This window comes from Neptuniibacter pectenicola, from assembly GCF_001597735.1.
GTDB classification, from domain to species: Bacteria; Pseudomonadota; Gammaproteobacteria; order Pseudomonadales; family Balneatricaceae; genus Neptuniibacter; species Neptuniibacter pectenicola.
In genome coordinates this window covers 172,075-195,579 of the sequence record NZ_LUTS01000001.1, presented here as the reverse complement: position 1 = coordinate 195,579, position 23,505 = coordinate 172,075, and the positions used below count along the sequence as shown (strand labels likewise).

General features: G+C 44.7%; 18 protein-coding genes. 9 read left to right on the top strand and 9 right to left on the bottom strand.

From position 1 onward, the window contains the following. Positions 1–53 precede the first annotated feature (53 nt). Entirely contained in the window at positions 54–2,798 is a 2,745-nt protein-coding gene (locus tag A3773_RS00860; RefSeq protein ID WP_067981751.1) for a bifunctional acetate--CoA ligase family protein/GNAT family N-acetyltransferase, read from the top strand. 44 nt (positions 2,799–2,842) lie between these two features. Here the strand turns inward: A3773_RS00860 and A3773_RS00855 are convergent, their stop codons facing one another. Together A3773_RS00855 and A3773_RS00850 are read right to left on the bottom strand one after the other, a co-directional pair. After that, entirely contained in the window at positions 2,843–3,859 is a 1,017-nt protein-coding gene (locus A3773_RS00855; protein WP_231902108.1) for a GGDEF domain-containing protein, read from the bottom strand. A gap of 512 nt (positions 3,860–4,371) precedes the next feature. Continuing rightward, a complete protein-coding gene (locus A3773_RS00850; RefSeq protein WP_082800522.1) occupies positions 4,372–4,656 on the bottom strand; it encodes an ArsR/SmtB family transcription factor in 285 nt (94 codons plus the stop codon). 482 nt (positions 4,657–5,138) lie between these two features. Between A3773_RS00850 and A3773_RS00845 the strand changes: the two genes are divergently transcribed. Genes A3773_RS00845 through A3773_RS00835 form a run of 3 tightly spaced genes read left to right on the top strand, consistent with a single transcriptional unit; the run spans position 5,139 to position 9,887 of the window. Continuing rightward, complete coding sequence (locus tag A3773_RS00845) at positions 5,139–7,775, top strand: efflux RND transporter permease subunit (RefSeq protein WP_067981747.1); 2,637 nt, start codon at positions 5,139–5,141, stop codon at positions 7,773–7,775. Continuing rightward, positions 7,768–8,577: an outer membrane lipoprotein-sorting protein gene (locus A3773_RS00840; protein WP_067981744.1), complete on the top strand. Its 810-nt coding sequence runs from the start codon at positions 7,768–7,770 to the stop codon at positions 8,575–8,577. Before A3773_RS00845 ends, A3773_RS00840 begins: the two co-directional genes overlap by 8 nt. After that, positions 8,577–9,887, top strand: a complete 1,311-nt coding sequence (locus A3773_RS00835) for a hypothetical protein (protein WP_231902107.1) — start codon at positions 8,577–8,579, stop codon at positions 9,885–9,887. Before A3773_RS00840 ends, A3773_RS00835 begins: the two co-directional genes overlap by 1 nt. 29 nt (positions 9,888–9,916) lie before the next feature. On the opposite strand, the gene A3773_RS00830 is transcribed toward A3773_RS00835, so the two are convergent. Beyond that, the gene (locus tag A3773_RS00830; RefSeq protein WP_067981742.1) at positions 9,917–11,125 is read right to left on the bottom strand and encodes a GGDEF domain-containing protein; all 1,209 of its coding nucleotides are present in this window, start codon (positions 11,123–11,125) and stop codon (positions 9,917–9,919) included. A gap of 231 nt (positions 11,126–11,356) precedes the next feature. Next, a complete protein-coding gene (locus tag A3773_RS00825; RefSeq protein ID WP_067981739.1) occupies positions 11,357–11,770 on the bottom strand; it encodes a YgaP family membrane protein in 414 nt (137 codons plus the stop codon). A gap of 208 nt (positions 11,771–11,978) precedes the next feature. On the opposite strand from A3773_RS00825, the gene A3773_RS00820 reads away from it, so the two are divergent. Together A3773_RS00820 and A3773_RS00815 are read left to right on the top strand one after the other, a co-directional pair. Next, positions 11,979–12,908: a universal stress protein gene (locus A3773_RS00820; protein WP_067981736.1), complete on the top strand. Its 930-nt coding sequence runs from the start codon at positions 11,979–11,981 to the stop codon at positions 12,906–12,908. A gap of 46 nt (positions 12,909–12,954) precedes the next feature. After that, complete coding sequence (locus A3773_RS00815; protein ID WP_067981732.1) at positions 12,955–13,218, top strand: hypothetical protein; 264 nt, start codon at positions 12,955–12,957, stop codon at positions 13,216–13,218. 83 nt (positions 13,219–13,301) lie between these two features. Here A3773_RS00815 and A3773_RS00810 read toward each other — a convergent pair whose 3' ends face one another. The 5 genes from A3773_RS00810 to xthA form a co-directional block, all read right to left on the bottom strand. Further along, the gene (locus A3773_RS00810; protein ID WP_075109445.1) at positions 13,302–14,027 is read right to left on the bottom strand and encodes a hypothetical protein; all 726 of its coding nucleotides are present in this window, start codon (positions 14,025–14,027) and stop codon (positions 13,302–13,304) included. A 93-nt stretch (positions 14,028–14,120) separates the two neighbouring features. Next, on the bottom strand, positions 14,121–14,435 hold the full coding sequence (locus A3773_RS00805) for a 4a-hydroxytetrahydrobiopterin dehydratase (RefSeq protein ID WP_067981725.1): 315 nt from the start codon (positions 14,433–14,435) through the stop codon (positions 14,121–14,123). 261 nt (positions 14,436–14,696) lie between these two features. Further along, complete coding sequence (locus A3773_RS00800) at positions 14,697–14,963, bottom strand: hypothetical protein (RefSeq protein WP_067981724.1); 267 nt, start codon at positions 14,961–14,963, stop codon at positions 14,697–14,699. A 76-nt stretch (positions 14,964–15,039) separates the two neighbouring features. Further along, entirely contained in the window at positions 15,040–16,299 is a 1,260-nt protein-coding gene (locus A3773_RS00795) for a DEAD/DEAH box helicase (protein WP_067981721.1), read from the bottom strand. 237 nt (positions 16,300–16,536) lie between these two features. Continuing rightward, positions 16,537–17,352, bottom strand: coding sequence for an exodeoxyribonuclease III (xthA, locus tag A3773_RS00790; protein ID WP_067981719.1), 816 nt, complete (start codon positions 17,350–17,352; stop codon positions 16,537–16,539). Between the two features lie 195 nt (positions 17,353–17,547). Here xthA and gorA point away from each other — a divergent pair, with 195 nt between their 5' ends. From gorA to A3773_RS00775, 3 genes are all read left to right on the top strand, one after another. Continuing rightward, positions 17,548–18,900 carry a glutathione-disulfide reductase gene (gene gorA, locus A3773_RS00785; protein ID WP_067981717.1) on the top strand — a complete coding sequence of 451 codons (1,353 nt, stop codon included), beginning with the start codon at positions 17,548–17,550 and terminating at the stop codon, positions 18,898–18,900. A gap of 437 nt (positions 18,901–19,337) precedes the next feature. Beyond that, positions 19,338–20,285 carry a cytochrome-c peroxidase gene (locus tag A3773_RS00780; RefSeq protein WP_067981714.1) on the top strand — a complete coding sequence of 316 codons (948 nt, stop codon included), beginning with the start codon at positions 19,338–19,340 and terminating at the stop codon, positions 20,283–20,285. Further along, positions 20,282–23,503: an EAL domain-containing protein gene (locus A3773_RS00775; protein WP_067981710.1), complete on the top strand. Its 3,222-nt coding sequence runs from the start codon at positions 20,282–20,284 to the stop codon at positions 23,501–23,503. Before A3773_RS00780 ends, A3773_RS00775 begins: the two co-directional genes overlap by 4 nt. The last annotated feature ends 2 nt before the right edge of the window (positions 23,504–23,505 follow it).

Here is a 23,505-nt window from a genome sequence, read left to right as displayed (position 1 = left end):
GTTGCAGTGCAAAAAAGTATAAGATAATGGGATATTGATAGAGGATTTAATGCGTGGCTACTAAGTATCTCAAACGTTTCTTTAAACCAGCTTCCATTGCTGTTTTTGGTGCCTCCGCCAGAGAGGACAGCATGGGTGGTATTGTTATTCAAAACCTGCTCGAAAGCGGTTTTAAGGGAGCAATCTATGCGGTCAATCGTCATGAATATGATGAAGTGCATGGGGTACCCTGCTTTAGAACACTATCAGATCTGCCAGAAATGCCTGATCTCGCCATTGTTTGTTCACCGCCTGATACGGTGGCAGACCTTATTCGCGGGTTAGGTGTCAGTATGGTTAAGGCCGCTATGATTCTAACGGGCGGCCTATCGATGACGAAAGATGAAAGTCATCGAACCCTACGTGATGAGGTTAGGGAAGCAGCTAAACCTTACGGTATAAGAATTATGGGGCCTGACTGTATGGGGATGCTTGTTCCTGGTCACCATATGAATGCAAGCTATTCCCACGTCAATATATTGAAAGGTAAAGTGGCCTATATTGGTCAGTCCGGTATTTTGGGGACGGCGATGATCGACTGGGCAACAGGTCAAGAGATCGGTTTTTCCCACTTTCTTACATTAGGTGATGGGGCCGATGTCGATCTGCCTTCAGTGATCGATTACCTGGCGCAAGACCCTTACACCCATGCGATTCTATTGCAGCTTAACCGCGTGGATGGTTCAGCACGGGATTTTCTTTCAGCGGTCCGTTCTGCGTCACGTAATAAGCTGGTACTGGTGCTTAAAAATGACACGTTTATCGGCGATAAATCTGCGACAACCTTAGCTGAAGGGATCTATGACGATGACCTGGTTTATGACGCTGCATTACGTCGCGCGGGTGTTGTCCGTGTAAAACGGTCGGATGACTTATTTAATGCGCTTGAAACGCTGACACGGATGAAGCCTATGCGTGGGGAGCGGTTAGCTATTTTATGTAATGGCACCGGCCCCAATGCGCTTGCGACAGAGCAGTTGTTTAAGCATGGCGGCAAGCTAGCGCCGTTAACTGATGAAACCATCGAGGCGTTAGCCGAGATATTACCGCCCCATTGGAATCGTTCTAACCCTGTTGATCTTAACTCTGATGCGCGGCCTGAACGCTTTGCAGAAGCGGTGCGCCTGCTGACTAAAGATAAAAATGTTGATGCTGTGTTGATGCTGCATGCGCCTACACGTATGGCCTCTTCCGTAAACACGGCTGACGCGGTTATACAGATTGCCAAGAAAACACCCCGCAATATTTTAACGTGCTTTATGGGACGGGCTACGGCTATTGAAGCTCGGAACCATTGTAACTCGGCAGGTATCTCAACCTTTTTGACACCGGAAGAATCGGTCGATGCGTTTATGCATATGGTGGATTTTCACCGTAATCAGGACGTGATGCGTCAAACGCCACCACCTTATATTGAGCAGTGCAGTCCACACCATATTCGTGCGAGGGAGCTTGTTCAAGAAGCGTTGCTTGAAGAGCGCGATTATCTACGTCATGGGGAAGCGATCGAGCTATTAGATCTATACGATATTCCGGTGGCTAATACCTTCTATTGCGACACCATCGATGAGGTGGTGTCACGGGCTAAAAAGATAGAGGGCACGGTGCAAGTTAAAGCCTTACACCATCAAAATGTCTACCCGTTTAGTTACGATGATACTGGGCGTCAGCGTTGGAAAGAGGTGGTACAAGACCTGTTTTCTAGCACGGAGGTTGAACATGCCACTACCCAGCTTTCTTATCGTATGGGCGAGATTTATCCTGCAGAGGATCTGATGGGTTTTTGTGTTCAACAGATGAAACGAGGCTTCCAATCCTTACAGATTAATGTAGGTATTACCCGTGATCCTACGTTTGGTCCGGTCATCTTTTTTGGGGTTGGCGGTCACACGGTGGATGTATTAGCGGATCGGCATGTGATGTTACCTCCTTTAAATATGTCATTGGCATCGGAACTGATTCGTCAATCGAGGCTGTGTCAGATTCTTAAAGAGAATAGCTACCGCCCGCAGCAGGATATGCAGCAGCTTGCTAATTTACTGCTTAAATTGTCTGAGATGGTGGTTGATCTACCTAACCTTAAAGGGTTAGAGATAAACCCAATGCTGGTGAATAAAAGTGGCTTATTAGTGATGGATGTATCGGTCTCGCTATCGCCTGAAGCGGGCTGTTTATCTATCTCGCCTTACCCGGAACACCTCACTGAAGAGATCACGCTTAAGCGTTCAGGTCGTAAAGCGATTATGCGTGCCATTCGCGGGGAAGATGAGCCTAATCATCTAGAGTTTTATAACAAACTGAGCCCGCAATCTATTCGGCTACGTTACTTCTATAGCCGTGGTATTCCTACGCATCAGGAGCTCGCTAATTGGACGCAGATTGATTACGACCGCGAAATGGCCTTCATTATTACGGCTCCCCGTGAAGATGGAGATGGTATGGAAACCCTAGGTGTTGTTCGGGCGGTTACTGACGCGGATAATGTGCAAGCTGAGTTTAGTGTTGTCATACGTGATGACTTGCAGGGTGAAGGCTTAGGTGTCGCCTTAATGAATAAGGTTATTGATTACTGCAAAAGCCGTGGGACATTACAAATTTTGGGCTCAACCTTACCGAATAATAAAGGCATGCAGAACTTGGCTAAAAAGTTAGGTTTTACCAATAGCTATAATGCCGAAGAGGAGGTTGTGGATATGCGTATGATGCTAAATGAGCCGTCAGAAGATTGGCAACGATTACGCTTAAATATCCCCCATTAAGCGTGAATGCTTTCGGGGCAGGTTGTTTGTGGGGTTTATACGCACTAAGCCGCATGTACTTGAATGGTATTTTTCCCGTTATCTTTAGCAAGGTACATCGCATTATCGGCATTGGTGATTAATGTTTCTTTATCGGTGCCGTGGTCAGGGTAGATTGCAATGCCGATGCTCGATGAAATGTTAATATTGTGCCCCGATATTTCCATCGGGTTTGAGGCTTCCCGTAAAAGCTTATTAGCAATTTTTGTAATATCGTCCCGCTGTTCAATTTTTTGGACGATCACTACAAACTCATCCCCGCCTATTCTTGCAACGGTATCATAGCTCCTAACGATCGTTTTAAAACGATTCGCAATGGTTTGTAAAAGCTCGTCGCCGACGGCATGACCGTATGAATCATTGACATGTTTGAAGCCATCTAAGTCGATAAAGAGGATGGCAATAGGATTTTTTCCACGCATCTCTGCACAAAGTGCCTGCTCGATACGATCATTAAATAATGATCGATTGGGTAAACCTGTCAGCGCATCATGAAACGCGAGGTGCTGTATTTTTTGCTCGCTCTCATGGGATTTAATTCTTAACTCTATATTTTCGAGTATATTTTTTCCTTGTATTAAGGAGGCGTAGATAATAAATAGCATGAATAGTATTAACATTAATGCCATGCCAATGGAGGTGCCCTGCTCCGACATTAAATAATGGATAATGTTAGGTGCTATGGTCGGCAGAACAAAAGAAATCATTGATAGTTTATCAACGGATAAAGAGGATGCCGCACCAGCTAATAAGCCTGCGAGCATAAATGATATATATAACTGAGAATCGAGAGAAACCTGCCCCGCAAAATAATAACCACACCAACCCCAGGTTAAGCCGGATAAAAATGCGCCTATTCTAAAAAATATTAATTTTCCGGTAAAACCACTGGTTATATCTGTGTTTTCTTTATAGGGAAGGACAGATAAAAGGCGGATTAAAAGTATGGATAAACTAGTGATAAGCCAAGGCATCAGCTGATCATGGGGAATTTTGTCTTTTAAATGAAAGCTAATTAACAAACAAAGAAATGCACTAATAAAAAAACTTATTATGATCGATTTTCTTAGTAGTTGTATTTTCTCTTTATTAATCGATATGTGATTCATTTTTTTTATACAACATAGACACGCAATTATGGTAGCAGCTGGTTTTTAGATTGTCATTGTAGCCGCGATGAATTTTATGCATGGAAGTTAGGCTTCCTATAAAAATTAGTATAGGCCTTAAGGGGAAAGCGGATGAATAATAGGATTTTCGACAGGGGTATCTGTCTTAAATTGACCTCGCACCTTTCTCCTTATCTCCATGGAGTCGCTATATCCATTACCCCCTCGCTTTATAGGAGGGTCATTCGCAATAAGGGGCAAGTAACAGCAGTATTATAGACTAAGTTGTCCAATACGTGATCAATTGATTGTGTTTTTGCTCAATAGCGGGGGATGTCATGGGGCAGGTTAGTGTATGGGAAAGGCGTGGTGTTTACGTCGAGGAAAGGACGCGCTAGTGAAAGCTAGCGCTTATGCTGCATCAATTAAATAGTAGGGCAGAACATCTCATGTAACGTATGGATGATACGTTTTGCTGTATCGCCCTGTAATGAGTAATAGATGGTTTGTGATTCACGTCGTGTTTTAACCAATCCATCTTTCCGCAGAACGGCAAGGTGCTGTGATAGCGCTGACTGGCTTAAATCTAAACAGTTGTTTAATGCAGTAACCGAAAGCTCTTTACCATCAAGGTTACATAAGATTAATAAGCGACTTTCGTTGCCAAGGGCTTTCATTAATTGTGCCGCTTTACCGGCATTTTTTTTCATCATATCTAGGGTTTCTGCATCAAGTGATGCGGCAGTTGAATCGTTCAAAATTATACTCCGAAGCGCTTAACTATTAATGTTGGAATCCTAGCTTCCATACTGTTCACGCCAGCGTTACTGCTATCAATTATTATCAACTTATAGTTATTAATATTCTGTTTTTTATAACATGTTCCATACTACCTAGTTTGCCGGTTTTTCGCAATTTTCTAATATACGCATTTGAAATGCGGTTTATAGTATGGACGAATGCGCCGTTTCTTCCTCAGTGTAGGTTTAACGGTTGGGCTGTTAAATGACCGCTTTTAACCGCTAACAAGTCGTGTTCGGTGCAACGAGGCGCGGTCGTTATGCACAGAATAAGTCGCTCGCTTATACGCCGACCTAAGAGTATTAGGTCGCGTTAATGTATTGCAATATTAGTTAATACTAATACAATAAAGCCTTATCTACCAGTCTGTGTCATGTCTATGAGGTTTTCAATGGGATTAAGAGCGTGGTTAGTCGCGTTGGCGATGGAAAAGCCTAAACAGGTTTTTTTCGGGGTTATTGCGTTAGTCGTGTTGGCGGGTCTTCAGATTCCGAGTATCAAGGTGGATACGGATCCTGAGAATATGTTGCCCCATGATCAGGTGGATCGCGTTTTCCATGATGAGGTAAAAAAGCGTTTCTCGCTATACGATTCTATTATTGTGGGTGTTGTTAATACTCAGAACCCGCAGGGCGTTTATAACCCACAAACCTTACAAGATCTGCATAAGCTTTCATCCGCCGTACAGTCAATGAAGGGCGTTATTCGTCAGGACCTTATGTCTTTGGATACGGTTGATAATATTAGCCAGTCATCTAACCAGCCGGGTGCTATACGTTTTGAATGGATGATGAAGTCAGCGCCAACGACACAGGCGCAAGCTGATCAGATTAAAGCCTCGGTGGAAAACCTCCCTTTACTTCAAAACACGCTGGTTTCAGGTGATGGTAAAGCGGCCGGTATTTATATTCCGATTGAAAGCAAATCAGAGAGCTACCGCTTATCAAAAGAGATTCAAACCGTCATTGATCAGTTAAACGTTGAATCGCCTGCTGCTGATAATGAGTTTTACATGGCGGGTTTGCCTGTCGCTGAAGATACCTTTGGGGTGGAGATGTTTATCCAGATGGCGATCTCGGCACCTCTGGCTGGATTGATGATCTTTATCCTTATGTGGGTGTTTTTCCGTTCGATGTTATTGATTACGGCGCCGATGCTGGTTGCCATGGCGGCGGTTATTATTACGATGGGTCTACTCATCGGTCAGGGTTACACGGTTCATATTATGAGCTCAATGATCCCTATCTTTTTAATGCCTATCGCGGTGGTTGATTCTGTCCATATACTGTCTGAATTTTCAGATCGCTATAAGCCTGGGGATAAACCGAACGCCGCATTAAAGGCGGTGGTTGGGCATCTGTTTACGCCGATGTTTTATACGTCGATTACATCTGCAGTGGGGTTTGCCTCGTTAGCCTTTACGCCGATTCCGCCGGTACAGATTTTTGGCTTACATGTGGCGTTTGGTATTTTACTGGCGTTTGTTTTAACGGTGACCTTAGTGCCTGCTTATATTGTGAGTTTGTCGCCAGCGCGTTTGGCTGCACTTAAAGATCACTCCCTCTCCGAACAAGTACATGAAGACAATACCAGCTTACTCAGTCGCTTATTGGCGATGACGGGGCGTTTCTCTATCGCTAAATCGAAAACCTTAGTGATGATGTTTGTTGCTGTGACCTTAGTGTCTATCTATGGTTTAACGACGATCCAAATCAACGACAACCCTGTGCGTTGGTTTAAAGAGGATCATCGTTTACGTATTGCCGACCGAGTGATGAATGAACACTTCTCTGGAACCTATGATGCCTTTCTCGTATTAGAACGCACAGGGTTGGATGAGCAGAAAACAGAATTTCTGGCCTATTTAAGAAAACAGGTCAACGCCCGTGAAAACGCTCAAGCAGTGACCGATAAGTTGGATAGTATTTTGCGTACACTGGAGGGTGAAGATTACAGTACCTTATTGCAAAAGCTGACTTATCAATTGGATGATGCGGCCTATGAGGATAGTGCTCATGAGGCCCATTGGATGGCATTACTCGATACGGTCGAGCAGGCGCAATCGAGCAGTAAATATTTTTTAACGCCAAGCGCTTTAGGTTATTTAAATGACCTTCAATTATTTTTAGATGACTCCGCTTTGGTCGGTAAAAGTAACTCCTTGGTTACTTTATTAAAAACGGTGTACCGCGAGTTACAAGGGGGGGATCCTGCGCATTATAAACTGCCGGATAACAGCAATGCGGCGGCACAAACTATTTTGAGCTTTCAGTCCTCCCACCGGCCCGACGACCTATGGCACATGGTAACGCCTGATTTTAATGCGACTGCACTGTGGTTGCAGTTAAAGAGTGGCGATAATCAGGAGATGAGCCGGGTCATCAAGCTGGTAGATGATTATGTGAGCGAACACCCTCTCCCTGCCAATGTTGAGATGAACTGGGCCGGTTTAACCTATATCAATGTGGTTTGGCAGGAGCAGATGGTGACAGGGATGTTAAGCAGCCTTACCAGCGCCTTCTTTATGGTGCTTGTGATGATGTTTGTTCTTTTTCGCTCAATCAAGCTTGGCCTGTTGGCCATGTTGCCTTTAACTGTAACGATTTTATTTATCTATGGCCTGATCGGTTTTGTGGGTAAAGATTATGATATGCCGATTGCGGTGCTTTCTGCACTGACGTTAGGTTTATCCGTGGATTTCGCGATTCACTTTTTAGAGCGTTGCCGTACCACCTATCAGGAAAGCGGCAGTTGGCCGTCCACTGTGACGGAAATGTATAAAGGCCCGGCTCGGGCGATTAGCCGAAATGCGGTGGTGGTGGCGATTGGTTTCACCCCTTTATTATTCGCCCCGTTAGTACCTTACATCACGGTAGGTTTTTTTCTCGCGATGATTATGGCGGTGTCTGCTGTCGTCACGGTCGTGCTGCTACCTGCTGTTATTAACGATATTAAAGATAAAGATAAGCTTTTTGCTATGTCAGAAGATGACCGTTTAAAAAGCATACAGGAGAAAAATAATGTCTAAGTTTATCGGTATAAAATCACTGCTTATAGTGATGGCCGTTAGTGCGCTAAATACGGTCTATGCTACGGAATTAACCGATGCTAATGCCATCGTATCTAAGGCGAATTTAGTTGCTTACTATGCGGGTAATGATGGTCGTTCTGAGGCGCGGATGTTAATCACCGATGCGCAGGGCCGAGAGCAAAAACGTCAATTCACCATTCTACGTCGTGATCGAGAGGAGGGGGGAGAGCAGGACTTCTTAGTTGTTTTTAGTCGCCCATCGGATGTGCGCAATACTGTGTTTTTGGTCGCTAAGAAACCGGGCGGTGATGATGATCGCTGGTTATACCTTCCAGGCTTAGATCTAGTAAAGCGAATTTCAGCCGGTGATAAGCGCACGAGCTTTGTCGGTTCCCACTATTTTTATGAAGATGTATCGGGCCGTAGCATAACGGAAGATAGCCATCAGTTGCTGGAAACCAGCGATAAGTACTACGTTATTGAGAATAAGCCGCTGGACCCGAACAGTGCTGAATTTAGTCGCTATATTGCGTGGATTAATAAAGCCAGCTTCCTACCTGAGAAAATTGAATATCAAGATGAGAACGACAAGGTCTATCGACGTGTAGAGGTATTAGCGAGTGAGGTGATTCAAGGTCATGAGACCGTCACTAAATCCCAAGTGTCTGATCTTCGAAGTGGAGGGACAACCACCTTAGCGTTTCGTTTTCAGCATTATGATTTAGGAATGGATCAAGCGGTCTTTAGTGAACGCTCATTACGCAAACCGCCACGGGAATGGTTGCAGAGGGGCGAGTGATGGGGGCTAAGATAACACCTAGATACTGGTTACTTATAACGATTCTATGCACATTCCCTCGTTATCTTTATGCCGCAGATGATTGGGGCGATGACGCGTGGGGAGAAGAGGAAAAACAAGGCACTGCCATACATGGTTTTATCGAAACCGCTGTGGGCGATCGCGTAAGTGATGATACGTTGGTGGATGATGCGTTAAGTTTGGCTGAAGTCCGCGCAAGGCTTGAAGCAGAAACCTACCAAGGGGCGCTACGCCTTAGCGGAAAAGTGGATCTTTATGCCGATGGGGTCGAGCGTGGTTTCGACATCTATTTACGGGAAGCGGTGGCTGAATTTTCCCTGACAGATAATGTGGATGTGAGAGCAGGGCATCAAGTTTTAACCTGGGGGACAGGCGATCTGCTTTTCCTGAACGATCTGTTTGCGAAGGATTGGGTCTCTTTTTTTTCCGGCCGCGATGATGAATATTTAAAAGCACCCTCGTCGAGTATCAAAGTGTCGGCGTATGGGGAAACGGCAAATATTGATTTTGTTTGGACGCCGGTATTTAACAGCGATAACTTTATTTCAGGCGAACGGTTCTCCTATTTCTCGCCCCAGACCGGCACACAAGTGGCGGCTCCGAGTGGGAAAATAGTCCCTGACGAGCCGAGTGAAACGTTCAGCCACGGTGAGTTCTCTGCGCGTATCTATGGGCGTAGTCATCTGTTAGGGCGCAGCAGTACAGAGTGGGCGTTATATGGTTATCGCGGGTTTTGGAAACAACCGAACGGGATTAATAGTAATAATCAGGCTTATTTCAGCCCCTTAACCAGTCTCGGTGCAAGTCTGCGTACTAATGTTGCGAGCGGTATAGGTCATACGGAATTAGCGTGGTACAACAGTGTTGATGATGACGGCAGTAATCCGCTGATCCCAAATAGCCAGATCCGTTTTTTAATGGGTTATGAGCAAGAGCTAGTGCCTAAACTAACCTTAGGCGTGCAATACTATTTTGAACACATACTGGATTATGATGCGCTTTCAGCCCATGACGGAGGGTCTATCTACCGTCCCGATGAGCATCGGGAGTTGTGGACGATGCGCCTCTCTTATCGCGCGTTACAGGACAATTTAACCTTCAATTGGTTTAGCTTCTATTCACCTACCGACCAAGACTATTACCATCGACCTTCCGTTAAATATCGCTTTAATGATCAGGTGAACTTAACGCTGGGTGGGAATGTCTTTGGGGGGAAGCAGAAGCAGACGTTTTTCGGTCAGTTTGAGGATGCGTCCAACCTATATGCCCGCCTACGATGGAGCTACTAATCGTCTTCGTTTGCTAGCGACGTAAGTGGTTACGCATAATCTTTTCGTTGCCCACGCCTAGTTGGTTTAGGCTTGGGTTTGTAGTGAACGGTTGTCGAACAGTTACGGCCGTTCTTTTTCGAGCGGTAGAGGGCTTCATCTGCTTTTTTAATAACCGCGTGAGCGTCGGCTAACTCCGCTGTTTTCTCACATATGCCAATACTGATCTGGACACTCACAACTTCACTTTTAGCACGCTGCTGGCGTTGCTGTTGGCCTTGGTCATTATCTTTTGGCCGGTCCTGATTACGAATATGCATAGGGTAATTCGCAATCGTTTCGCGCAGTTGTTCTATGTAAGGGAGCGCTTCCTCTTCGCTTTTACCTGCAAAGACTAAGGTAAACTCCTCACCCCCATAGCGATAGGCTTTCCCGCCGCCGCTAACCTGATTTAGTTTGGCTGCCACCATTTTTAACACTTGATCCCCTACATCATGGCCGTAGGTGTCATTAAACTTTTTAAAGTGATCAATATCGCACATGGCTAGGGTATATTTTTTTCCTAATGTGGCCAATTTGTCTTGGAGTGCACGACGAGCAGGGATCGCCGTTAACTCATCGATAAAGGCCATCTGATAGGAGTTCTGCATAACCGAAATGGCTAAAGCAATAAGACTGGCTGAAACAAAGAGGGCAGATATAAGTGATTGATCAAACTTGCTTAGCATCACTAATGCCGAGATGAACGAGGCAAGTAGAGCCGCATCCGTGTAGGTTTTGCGCAGGGTAAACGAGAGCAAGACAGGAATAAGGCAGAGGGTAAAGGTAATAGCGGCAGCTTCACTCAAGTAATATTGGTGAATCAGCATTTCGAGCATACTCATTGGAAGGTCGGCTAAATAAAGCCCCAGCGAGCCTTTCGCCCAACTGATATACAGAGTGAGGTAGGTGAGTACAATAAATGCAATGCGGATCACGCCGACCGGAGTGAACAAGCCTCGCTCCTTGTAGATCGCGATCAATGCCATATGCACGGGGAGTAAAACGGAGATCGTACTAAAAAGAACAAATGCATCGGGTTGGTTTAGGCTTGTCTGCAAACCATTTTGAATAAGCCAGTAGGCGCCACTTAAATTGAGTGCGGTAAATAGAATTCGACTTCTCTTAAACCCGTAGCCGAGTAAGGCAACAATGCAGGCTAAGGGGTAAGGGGTTAAGGTGATGATTTGCTGGTATTCATGACTCAGCTGCGTTGCCATAGGTAATACTATAGCTACACCCGCGAGAAGTAGCAGAGAGGGTAAAATCAAACCTGCGAGTCTTAAAAGCAAATGTCTAGTCCAGCCGAGTTAAAATCCCCTCCATTGTAACGACTGTTACGTAAAAATAACGACAGTTAATGAAAAAATATTGCGTTAAAACAATAAAAAAACGCCGAGTTAATTAGACTCGACGTTTCAAGATCGTGCTTTCGATAGGGATGGCCAGAACTAAGAGGCGGTTGTTTTTTTACAGCCCAGCATGGATGCGATCATCATTGCGGGACACCAGCCCGTGAAAGCTGATTGGGTCAAACTCGCCCCAATAATAGCCGTGATGATCAATGTCATCGGGGTTACATGTAAAAAGAGCACCGCGCTAACGGTTAATATGATAACGGAGCCGGCGATGATGTGGACCGCCTGATTAACGGTAACGCCTTTGTCCGTTGGACACTCAGCTTTAAGTCCGAGCTTTTTAAAGACCAGTATCGCTGGGCACCAGCCGGTAAATGCTGATTGAAATAAGTTAAGCCCTACAAAACCGGTTAGGTAGTACCAATTAGCATTAAGGTATGTGCCGAGGGCTAAGCTCGTTAGGACAACGAGGCCAGCCATTAAGCGTAAGGCAGCATTGATCGTCATAAAGCCTCCTAGTGTGCAGAACGTCTGCATGGGTAAGTGAATTCACAATATTATATATAAGTAATATCTAATATAAAAGTGTTTTATATGATGCATACCGGGTTAAAGGTCAGTAAATTTCATCCATTACAGTGAGTATTGGAGTGGCTATCCTTGATGATTACGTCCAAAATTAAGCTAGATGCTAAGCGACGAATGAGGGAAGAAGATGGATAAAATTCTAGTCAATATCGACTTCAAACATGACACTGCCATGATCTTAGAGAAGGCGGCTCAATTAGCCATAGAGCATTCAGCGGTAGTCGAACTTTTTTGCTGCTGTTACAACCGCGCTATCGTGCAAGATTATATGTTTGATAAGGCTGGAGCGCAGAAAGCAGAACATGCGTACGTCCGTCAGATAGAATCACAACTAGAAGTACTGTCTGATGCGCTGGCAGATAAGGGTATCCATGCGAGTTTTGATGCGTGTTGGGATCGTTATACGGATGAGGGCATTATGCGTAAAATTTTACGTTATGAGCCCGATCTCTTGATGCATGCGGTGCAGCCCCATAGTCGCATAGGGCACTATTTATTTGCGTCGCTCGATTGGCAGATTGCCCGTCAAAGCCCTGTATCTGTATTGTTTGTTAAGCAAAAGCCATGGACGACGATTATGCGTATTGCGGCGTGTATCGACCCGTTCCATAAAGATGATTTACAGGGGCAATTAGATCGAGAAATTTTGACCCAGAGTCAAACCTTTTCAAAAGGAGGTATGAGTGAACTGCGCGTGCTGCATTGTTTTAATACTTTACCCCATGAAGCGATTTTTGATGAGCACTTAGTCACCGATTATGAAGCGCTGCAAATTCGTATCGAAAAAGAACATATAACCCGCTGTAATGATGTGCTTGCTGAGTTTGGTTTAAGCACCGAGGATAGTTTGGTTGATGTTTTAAAAGGTGAGGCGGACTCCCTTATTAGTGATTATGCTATCGATAATCATATCGATATTATTGCTATGGGGGGCGTCGCACGTAGTGTGCTTGATCGCTTGTTATTGGGCAGTACGATGGAAAGTGTGGTAGATAATGTGGATTGCGATGTACTGGTCGTCAAACGCCCAGATTTTCTATGCCCCCTATCTGAATAAGCTATAGAGGCAGCAAGTATGGCCAGGAAATAGAGAGGGGTTTAGCATGCGTTATCTTTTTGGTGTGGTTTTGCCAGCGTTACTGCAGGTGTTGGTTGTGTTTATTATTATAGAAACAAATACCGGGAATGGCTCGTGGCTAGGCCTTTTGGCTTATCTTATAGGTCTGTTTGCTATCCCCTTAACGGCTATCATTAATGCGCTTTATATATGGAAAAGCCCAACGGAGTATTTTTTGAGTATTACCGGAAAATGCTTTGCTATTGCCCTAATCGCGCCAGTGATGTGTGTCTTCATGCTGTTTTTATAGCGAGTTTTTTCCTGCATTTTTCGCGATGATATCGCTATCGGACGCCTATTATTTTGTTACAGCAGCTGAATGCGATAAGAGAGTTATACTAATGACTGTCCATCGGCGGTTATAGTAAGCTCGCCCTTAGCTGAAAATTGTAAGCTGATCTCTGGGTATGCTTGAGCGCGGTTATCACCGAGATAGGCTGAGAAGTTTTCTAAAATAATATCGACTTCCGCTTGAGAATTGGCCTGCGCTAATGCTTCACGCATAGGTGCGGTCGCCTGAATCCCCGCTACATGTGAGGAGAGCGCGTGGGCTGTTTTTAGCGTCTTAAGCATGTCCGGATGCTGTTCTAATGCGGCGGTCAACTCTTCCTTATAGGCGTAATCATTAGGTAAAACCAGTGTTCCTTGGTTATCAAATAGCATGGTCTGGGGCGCTTCAGAAATACCATGTTTAGTTAAAAAATCGGGGAAAACCGAAGAGATATGCTCCTGCAGTGCTAGCACATTATTACTACTCGGCAAGAGTAGGTTAGCTGCGCCTGATGCTAAGTCGTTAACCGGTGATGATTGGGTGAAATAGCGGTCTAAATCGATCTGTTTAGTACCACTCCCTGTATCCATGCGGTAAACCGCTGTACTTGTTTGCATCGCCTTCGCTTCATCGGACAACGTCACGTCTGATCCGCGTGCTGATGGGTAAGTGCTTGCCACCTGAGGGAGTGAATTTGCCGCGGAATTCTGGGTTGTCAGAGCACTATTTATCCCCTTCGATGGGGCGGTATAGGTGACGTTGTAGCTGTTGTTTGTATAAATAGTCATGGCAAAGCTCATAGGGTAATCGATGTTAGATTATCTAAAGCGATTTATGTGCCAGTTTTTCAGGGGTCTCTCCGGGGGAAAGGGATTGTCGGGTTACTCTTTTGCCAGCGTGTTTGCGTACAGGTTCATCTGTTTAGCCAGGTCAGCGTCTTTGTCTGAGATACCAGATAGGTCATGGGTCATCAGTTGGACGTTCACTTTGTTATATACATTAAACCATTCAGGGTGGTGATTGATTTTCTCAGCATAGAGTGCGCACAAGGTCATAAAACCGAATGCGGTGTTAAAGTCCTTAAAGAGGAACTGCTTGGTGATTTTTCCCTGTTCTACGTACCAGCCATTATGAACGGTGTTTAGGGTTTCAATGAGTGCCTGTATCTCATTCGGGTTATATGCCTTAGCGCTCATAACAGCCTCGTTATTTATCAGTGTGAAAAAGTGTGGGGAGTGTGTTTAGGATAGACCTTTTATCGAATGTAAGGGGTGTTCTTCTCTTTTTGTGCATATTTATTTGAATATTTTTAGATAGGGGACGTGCGCATACGGATATAGGGGGGGGCTGAGCGATTTTATTTATCGTATATGCAGGGGCAGATAGCCCATAGGGTTGAATAGGTAGGTTGGAAAAATAAATGGGGGTCTCCCCATTTATTAATCTATTTATGTGTTTTACAGACCAAGATTTCGGGTTAAAACCTCTGCGGATTTAATAATACGCGTTGTACGATAAAGCTCTGGGTGCTTTTCATCGTCTGCGTATCCTACTGGATCTCCCGCTCCTGTGTTTACAAACCAAGAGTTTTCTGGACTGCGCTCATCGAGTAGCTTTTTAAATTCAGCTGGTTTTATACCTAGCGCTTGAGCCGCTGCATTGTATGTACAACGAGTCTTAACTTCGTTTAGGTAGTCTCGTATGGTAGTAAGTTTATCCTGCATCAAAAGGTAATTCCTAGAAAGTTAATATTAGTATAGCTGTATTTACCTGTTAGCTATGATCTACATTTAAAATAAGTTATTTATCGCCCCAGATCTTTTTAGCTGCGGCAGCGGCACGGAGTTTGTCTTTCTTGCTCATACGCTGCCCTTTGACTGGGGCTTGGCCTTTCTGCTCACGTACTTCAAGTGGCACAATGCTGTCGCGTTCAAACCCAGTTATCTGCTCGCGCGGAAGGGTTTGTTTAATGCGTTTTTCAATCAGCTTAAAGTGACTGTCGCCTTCGTGGTCAATAAAAGAAAGTGCTAGTCCTACTTCACCTGCACGACCGGTACGGCCAATACGGTGGACGTAGTCAGCGGGCGAGCGAGGAAGGTCATAGTTCAGTACACAGGGGAGATTAGGTATATCGATCCCGCGAGCGGCTAGGTCAGTGGCAACGAGTATTTTGCATTTGCCTGATTTAAAGTCGGCTAACGCGCCGCTACGCTCGGATTGAGTTAGATTCCCGTGTAGTGCTTGTGCGTTAATATCTGCGCGGGAGAGCTTTAAAATCACATTGTTAGCAGTACGTTTGCTTGCGACAAAGATTAAAACCCGAGACCAGTTCTCTGTTTTTAATAGGTGTTTCAGTAACATGGTGCGGTTCGTACGATCAACTTCGATCGCGCGTTGTTCTAATTGCTCAGGGATTGTCGCTTCTTGCTTTATGGATATTTCAACAGGGTCGCTGAGTATCTCTTGGGTTAAGGTCCGAACACTGTTTGGGAAGGTGGCTGAAAACAGCAGATTTTGTCTACGTTCGGGTAGTTCATCAAGGATATCATCTAACTCATCAGCAAAACCTAAATCGAGCATGCGGTCTGCTTCGTCCAGCACTAAGGTATGAACTGCACGTAAATCGATAGCGTTACGTTTAAATAGGTCAATTAAGCGACCGGGTGTGGCGACGACAATATCGCAGCCACTTCGCATCGCCTGCATCTGGGTATTAATCGATACACCGCCATAAATGGCGAGCGATTTTAATTTTCTTGGGAAGTATTTGGCATATTGCTGAACCGCTTCCTCAACTTGTACGGCGAGTTCGCGCGTAGGAACCAGTACTAAAACGTTAGCGTGGTTGCTACGCGGCGGAATTGCGTCTTTCATTCTTTCTAAAATGGGTAGTACAAAACCTGCTGTTTTCCCAGAGCCTGTTTCTGCAGCGGCCAGCACATCATTACCTTCCAGCGTGGCTGGAATGGCTTTTAGCTGTACCGGCGTAGGCTGTTCGTAGCCTAAATCTGTTAACGCGTTTAACAGAAAGTCAGAAAGATTAAGTGAAGAAAAAGACATAAAAAATCAAGTGCTCAATGGTCAGAAGGTCGAACGATCAATTCTAGCAGATTTGAGAAGGATTATCGGCTTGTTCTTTTCAATGGCGAGTAAATAGAGGCGAGGTCTTTTGTTAAAACAGTACGGAGTGGATGGGCGCTGCCTGTTTTTTTGATCTTTATCTGTGTTTTTATTTTCGATGCGTTTGAGGCGCTGAGTCCTTGAATGGGTCAAGAGACTCGCGCCTAATCTGCGGATTTATAAGTCTATCTCGGCCCAAATAGGCGCATGGTCAGAGGGTTTCTCCATGGCACGAATCTCATAGTCAACGCCTGCGTCGTTACATCTTGCTAGTAGGGGGGCTGTGAGTAAGATGCCATCGATACGCAGTCCGCGTTTTGGCTCATCAGCAAAGCCCTTAGAGCGGTAGTCAAACCAGCTAAAGACGCGATCTTCCTCTGGATTTAGGTGGCGGAAACAATCGGTCAGCCCCCAGCCGGTTAATTTTCCATACCATTCCCGCTCTTCTGGTTGGAAGCTGGCTTTGCCGGTTTTTAACCAACGTTTACGGTTAGGCTCACCAATCCCTATGTCTTTATCTTCAGGTGAAATATTTAGATCACCCATCACAACGATATTTTGTTCAGGTGAACAGTGCGTCTCTAGGTGGCTTTGTAGGTCCGCATAGAATTTACGTTTAGCGGGAAATTTAATTTCGTGATCGACACTTTCACCTTGCGGGAAGTAACCGTTCATCACTCTAACGGTATTGCCATTGTCCGTTTCGTAATCCCCCATAATCATGCGTTTTTGCGCATCGTCATTATCGGTGAGGTAGCCTTTTTGTATATTCGTTAGGGGCTTTTTAGAGATAAGGCAAACACCGTAGTGACCTTTTTGCCCGTGAATCTCTACGTGGTATCCCATTGCCTCAACATCGGCGACAGGAAACGCTTCATCATGGACTTTGGTCTCCTGTAAACCGATCACGTCGGGCTGATATTTATCGATGACTGCTTGTAGTTGGTGAAGACGGGAGCGCAGTCCGTTAACATTGAAACATATCAATTTCATCTGATCGGTGTCCTGATCGGTAACTAAATGAATGTGAATTTTATTGAACAATTCATGGGAAAGATACTCTGAAGGCTATTGGTAAAATTAATAGGGCTATTTAACTTTCTTAATTGGCTCTCATCTTAGTATCCATGTAAATTATTATTAATAAACTCGATCCATTATTGAGATATGTATTTAAAGGAGCCTGTTGTGGCGGAATATGATTTTGACCTATTTGTAATTGGTGCCGGTTCAGGTGGTGTGCGTGCGGCGCGTATGGCTGCGGGTATGGGAGTAAAAGTAGCTATAGCGGAGGATCGTCATTTAGGAGGCACCTGTGTCAATGTTGGTTGTGTCCCTAAAAAGTTATTTGTTTACGCTTCGCAGTATGCTGAAGGTTTTGCTGAAGCGGCTGGGTTCGGCTTAACTAACAAAGGTATCGAGTTTGATTGGCCTACGTTACGTGATAATAAAACCCGTGAGATTGAGCGTTTAAACGGTATCTATCAAACGATGCTGGTTAATTCCGGTTGTGAATTGATTAATGGTCGTGCGGTATTGGTTGATGATCATACGGTGGCTGTGGGGGATAAACAGTATAGTGCCGAACGTATTTTGGTCGCCGTAGGTGGGTGGCCAAATGTGCCTGATATCCCAGGCAAAGAGCATATCATTAGTTCTAACGAAGTCTTTTATCTAGATGAGTTTCCTAAGCGCGCCTTAGTGGTTGGCGGTGGTTATATTGCTGTTGAATTTGCCGGTATCTTTTCAGGTTTAGGGACAGACACTAAGCTGGTTTATCGCGGTGATCTTTTCTTGCGTGGCTTCGATAACGAGATTCGTGAGTTTGCGGCGACTGAAGTGGCTAAAAAAGGGGTCGACCTTGTTTTTAATAACAATGTTGAAGCGATTGAAAAACAGTCAGATGGCTCTTTTGTTGCCCAGATGACCGACGGTTCCCGTATTGAAACGGATCTGATTATGTATGCGACCGGCCGCAACCCTAAAGTGGCGAACTTGGGTTTAGAAGAGGTTGGTATTAAGCAGGCGAAAAATGGTGCAATCATCGTAAACGATGAGTTCCAAACCAATGTGCCGTCTGTTTATGCAGTTGGTGATGTTATTGACCGTGTTCAGTTAACGCCGGTTGCACTTGCGGAGGGGATGGCGTTAGTGAATAACCTTTATGCGGGTGAAAACAGAAAAGTTGATTACGACCTGATCCCAACCGCCGTATTCTGCCAACCTAATATTGGTACGGTTGGTTTAAGTGAAGAACAGGCGCGTGAAAAATACAGTAATGTTGAGGTGTATAAGTCTAGCTTTAGAGCGATGAAACACACCTTAAGCGGCAGCGAAGAGCGGACCTTTATGAAGATGCTGGTGGACGGTGATTCACGTAAAGTGGTTGGTGTACACATGGTAGGTCCTGATGCTGGTGAAATTATCCAAGGTATCGGTATTGCGCTTAAAGCGGGTGCCACCAAAGAGGTGTTTGATTCGACTATTGGAATTCACCCGACAGCGGCGGAAGAGTTTGTGACGATGCGAGAACCGGTTTAGGTCTCTGCTACGCTGAGAATAGAATAAGCTCTCCTTCCCAGTGAGCTTAAACTTAGCCCACCTTGTGTGGGCTTTTTTTTAATCTTTTTTCATGGGGTGCATCTATTGCGGCGCAGCAAAGGTAAGGGTGCTATATTATCTATACTATATTTGATCTTAAACAACGTATCACTGAAAAACGGTGTTCATCCACAGTCGCCTTGATTACCTACTTGGGATAAGGTTATTTCTTAAATAGTAGATCGCTTCCTTAAACGATAACGCTGCCTTTTTTAAAGGGCGCTGTTTAAGCAGGATTTAAATATCTTTAAACCAATCGTTATCCGTTTTTATTTTCGAGCCTGAAAAATGATGTTTGTGCTGCCGACGGTGCCGTTGAACCTCAGTAGTGAGCGTGCGAAGCGTTTCCTTCAAAGTGATGATGAGTTGAGCGCATTATGTTGAAATTTATCAGTGTTGTTTTTTGTTTTATCGTCTCGTTTGATGTGCTTGCTGATGAGCCGATTACGCCACTCGTTCCCATTGAGGGGTTGTCACCGGATAAAGTGAAATTAGGGCAGCAACTGTTTAACGATAACCGTCTATCAAAAGATAACTCGATCAGTTGTGCTAGTTGTCATCTATTGTCTAAGCATGGGGCTGATAATCGTACTCGCTCCATTGGTATTAATGGCAGTCAAGGTATCATTAAAACACCGACCGTTTATAACAGTGCGTTTAATTTTGTACAGTTTTGGGATGGTCGTAGCCGTACCTTAAATCAACAGGTCTCAGGGCCTATCCATAACCCCATAGAGATGGGCAGTCACTGGCTTGAAGTGATAGATAAGCTGAGTGCCGATCCCGCTGTTGCCGTACAATTTAAGACGCTATATGACGATGGGTTAACCGCAGCAAATGTTGCGGATGCAATCACAACCTTTGAACGCTCGCTAATTACCTTAAATTCTCGTTTTGATCGCTGGCTCGAGGGCGATGAGAAGGCCCTATCAGCAAACGAAAAGCAGGGTTACCAGCTGTTTAAGGCTTTTGGGTGCATTAGTTGCCACCAAGGACGCAATGTGGGTGGGAATATGTATGCGTATATGGGGACGATGGGTGACTATTTTTCAGATAGAGGCCAGCCGATTACAGTGGCTGATTATGGTCGTTTTAATGTAACGGGGGTGGAGGACGACAAATTTCTTTTTAAAGTTCCAAGTTTACGTTTAGTGGCACTACAACGTTACTTTTTTCATGATGCAAGTGAACGTCGTTTAGTGTCAGCGATAGAGGTTATGGCTAAATATCAATTGGGCCGCAATATAAATGAGCAGGATGCTGAATTAATTGCGGCGTTTCTCCGCTCGTTGGTTGGGCAGCACCCCCTACTGGAACCGCAATGAAGCGTAAGTTATCAAACTCCATTATCCTGCAGGCGGTTTTATTTATCGCGCTTATCGCATTACTGTTCTTCTTTTTTAAGCTTAACAACCTTAATTCGGCAGAGCATAAAACGCGGGTTGAAGTGTTACTGTCAGCTGAGCGTATTGATGCGGAATTAAACCAAGCGGGCTTACAAATACTGACCACGTCAATGCGTCATTACGATTCCCTCTCAGCCCTATATATACGTTTTGATCGTTTAATGGATACGCTGAAGGCTCAACCTGCCGGCGTGTTTAGCGCAACTAATCCATTAATAATGGACGATGTTAAGAATCTAGTCATCCATTTACAAACAAAGCTCGAACTCATTGAACGATTAAAAACCCAGTCGGCACTAGTGCGTAATGGGTTGCTTTATCTTCCGACGCTCAGTGATGAATTTCGCACCCAGCCATCGCTAAGTATGATAAACCCCAATGTATATCTAACCCGCTTGATGGCTTATCAACACTTCGCGACGGACAGTACTAAGGCTGAATTGCTCCATGAGATGGAGGCGCTTGACCATTGGGTGCAGTTATATCCTGAGAATGAATTAGTCAGCAACTTCCAGCGCCATCTCCTTAAAAGCGTTGAAGGGTTGAATAAACTGAGTGATATCAAAAAACAGTTTATCGGGATTCCGACGAAAAATTTACTTGAGTCGCTGCGAATTAATTATCTTGATTATCATGAGGTTAAGGTTAAAGAACGGCAGCAGCTGAGTATCCTACTATTAATGTTATGCACCGTGCTTATCGCCTTTCTTATTATTATCTTACGTCGTCTCGACAGTTCGCGAATTGTGGCGGAAGAGGCCAACACGCTGTTACATAATGCGGTTGAAAAGTTGTATGAAGGCTTTGCACTGTATTCAGCTCAAGGTTCATTAAGGTTTACCAACAGTCGCTGGCTAGCGCTATATGGGGTGGACAGTATGGCTGACTACCCTTGCGATTTAGATGAGCTTAAAACCAGAAAACACGATTTTATCGTGGAGGAAACCGAGGTCGAAGATGAAGTCACCGGTTTGCCGTTTACGTTACAAAAAACGAAGAATGGGCGCTGGCTTCAAGCCCGAGATACCCCGACCAGTGATGGCGGTTTGGTGTGTATTCGAGTTGATATTACTGATTATAAACGGGCAGAACACCAGTTAAGAAAACTCGGTCGGGCTGTTGAGCAAAGTCCTATCTCGATTGTTATTACCGATGTCCAAGGGCTCATTGAGTATGTGAATCCAAAATTTGAAGAGGTGACCGGTTATTCCTTTGAGGATGTGAAAGGCACGAACCCAAATATATTAAAAGCTGGGTACACCTCAGAGGTTGAGCATGCTGCACTTTGGCATGACCTTAAAGCAGGTAACGAGTGGAAAGGGGTTTTCGCTAACCGGAAGAAAGATGGGACTGAATATTGGGTATCGGTGACCGTTTCGCCGATTAGAGATGAGGCGGGGGTTATTACTAACTTTGTTGCTATCAAAGAGGATATTACCCAGCAGAAGGCTGATAATGTGTATTTAGAGATGGCTGCCGCTGTCCTTGATGCAACCCCTGAAGGTATTATGACCACTGATGCGGAATTAAGGGTCACTGCTGTGAACCCCGCATTTACAGAGATTACTGGGTATCAGGAGAGTGATGTTTTAGGTAAAAAACCCTCTATGCTTAGTTCCGGTAAACATGATGCCGATTTTTACAAAAAGATGTGGGGCGTGCTAATTGACAAAGGGCGCTGGGCTTCCGAGGTGTGGAACAAACGCAAAGATGGGTCGGTATATCCACAATGGTTATCGATCAATGTAGTGCTTAATGACAAAGGTGAAGTCTCACAGTATGTAGCCATTTTGACGGATATCTCTGAGCGTAAAGCACAGGAGGAGAAGATCCACTATCAGGCCTACTATGATGGACTCACTGGGTTACCTAACCGTTCCCTTCTTATGGATCGTGTTGAACATGATCTACAAATAGCAAAACGTAAAGGTCACCAGAGTGGTTTGCTCTTTATCGATTTAGATCGCTTTAAACGCGTGAACGATACCATGGGGCATGAGGTGGGTGATCAGTTATTACAGGAAGTAGCTGAACGATTAAAAATAATTATTCGTTCATCAGATACCATTTCGCGCTTTGGTGGGGATGAGTTTGTTATCTACCTTACGGATATCTCGGGTCCGAGTGATGTGGCGCATGTCGCTGAAAAAATAGTAGATGCCCTGTCACAGCCTTTTGATTTAAATGGCTTTGAAGTCTTTACCGGTGCGAGTGTGGGTATTGCATTGGCGCCAGTAGATGCGGTGCGTCCCGATGATTTATTACGTTTGGCCGATCTTGCTATGTATAAAGCGAAAGAGTCGGGACGTAACCAGTACCATTTCTTTGCTCGAAAAATGCAGGACAAAATCAATCGTCGTGTGATGCTTGAACATTTGATCCGTAAAGGCTTAGAAAAAAATGAGTTTGAAGTTTACTATCAGCCCATTGTTGATTGCCGTTCGAACACACTGTTTGGTTTAGAAGCGTTAGCGCGTTGGACCCATCCCGATGAAGGGATGATCTCCCCTGTAGAGTTTATTCCGGTTGCTGAAGAGAGTGGCTTAATTGCACCGCTCGGTGAATGGGTATTAACCCGGGCGTGTACTGACCTTGTCGATATTCACCATCACTGTGAAGGGGTGCATTTATCGGTCAATGTGTCCAGCCGTCAATATCCTTTAGGCTTTGATGCTGAGTGTGTAAAACGTATTTTGGATGATACAGGGATTATGGGGCATGACCTTTCCTTAGAGATAACGGAAAGTATTTTATTGGATGACGACCCTGATATATTGAGTTGGCTCAATGGCTTTAGGGCACTGGGCGTTGGTTTATCGATTGATGACTTTGGTACCGGTTATTCTTCGCTGAGCTACTTAAAACGTTTTCCGATCGATTACTTAAAAATAGATCAGGCGTTTGTCGCCAGCCTTAATACGGATGATGATTCAACCCCCTTGGTGAGAGCGATTATTGCCATGGCACGAAGCTTAAATATGAAAATTATTGCAGAAGGGGTCGAGCTAAAAACTCAGCTCGATACTATTGAAAGCTTATCTTGTCATTACGTACAGGGGTATTACTTTGCTAAGCCTATGCCTAAAGATCAGCTGTTAGTGTGGATGGCCGATTATTTACAGAAACCGAGTGATTAAGC